This window comes from Kitasatospora sp. NPDC024654, assembly GCF_055559155.1.
Window position 1 is genome coordinate 1 of sequence record NZ_JBVHLF010000284.1, and the last position, 1,071, is coordinate 1,071.

Here is a 1,071-nt window from a genome sequence, read left to right on the forward strand (position 1 = left end):
CACGAGAATGCTCGGCATTCCCGCTGTCGCCGACCGGGTGGCGCAAACCGTTGTGGCCCGGTATCTCATGCGACGGGTGGAACCTGTTTTCCATCCGGACAGCTATGGATACCGACCCGGACGGTCTGCCCTGGACGCAGTAGGGAAATGCAGGGAACGCTGCTGGAAGCGTGACTGGGTGATCGAGCTCGATATCCAGAAATTCTTCGACAGCGTGCCTTGGGACCTGCTCGTCAAGGCCATGGAGGCTCACACCGACGCCGTCTGGGTGAACTTGTACGTGCGTAGGTGGCTCGCCGCCCCGCTCGTCATGCCCGATGGCACCCCGCGGCAGCGGGAGCGCGGGACGCCGCAGGGCGCCCCGGTGTCTCCCGTCCTGGCGAACCTGTTCTTGCACTACGCGTTCGACAGCTGGATGGTCCGGGAGTTCCCGACCGTCTGGTTCGAACGTTACGCGGACGACGCGGTGCTGCACTGCGTCACTGAACGCCAGGCCCGCGAGGTCCTGGCGGCGCTGGGGAACAGGCTGGCCGAGGTGGGGCTGCGGCTGCATCCCGACAAGACCCGGATCGTCTACTGCAAGGACCAAGTACGCCGAGGCTCTTACGAGCACGAAGCGTTCACGTTCCTCGGTTACACGTTCCGCGCCAGGAAAAACCGGACCCCGGACGGCAGGCAGTTCCTGTCGTTCGAACCGGCGATCAGCAGGGAGGCCCTGACCAGGATCGGTCGGGAGGTGCGGTCCTGGCACCTGCACACCCGCACCGGTCTGTCCTTCGTCCAGCTCGCGCGTGAGGTCAACCCCGTCGTGGCGGGCTGGGTCAACTACTACGGCCGGTTTCGGCCGTGGGAGTTGGAACCCTTCGCGATGCGCATCAATGCCTACCTGGTGCGCTGGATCCGTCAGAAGTACAAACGGCTCGCGGCCAAGCGCAGGGCCCTGGCGAAGCTGTGGGAGATCGCTCGGCGATACCCCCGCATGTTCGCACAGTGGCGCATCAGCGTGTCCGCCATGGTGATCTGACGATCAGAGCGGCACGAGCCGTGTAACGGGAGACTGTTACGCACGGT

Annotated in this window: 1 protein-coding gene; it reads left to right on the forward strand. The window is 65.0% G+C overall.

The window, feature by feature from the left end; all coding sequences use genetic code 11:
- Positions 1-7: 7 nt before the first annotated feature.
- Complete coding sequence (locus ACZ38L_RS39650) at positions 8-1,024, forward strand: reverse transcriptase domain-containing protein (protein ID WP_465703055.1); 1,017 nt, start codon at positions 8-10, stop codon at positions 1,022-1,024.
- Positions 1,025-1,071 lie beyond the last annotated feature (47 nt).

Coding starts and splice junctions, on each gene's coding strand:
- ACZ38L_RS39650 (WP_465703055.1), top strand. CDS start 8: ATGCTCGGCATTCCCGCTGTCGCCGACCGGGTGGCGCAAACCGTTGTG.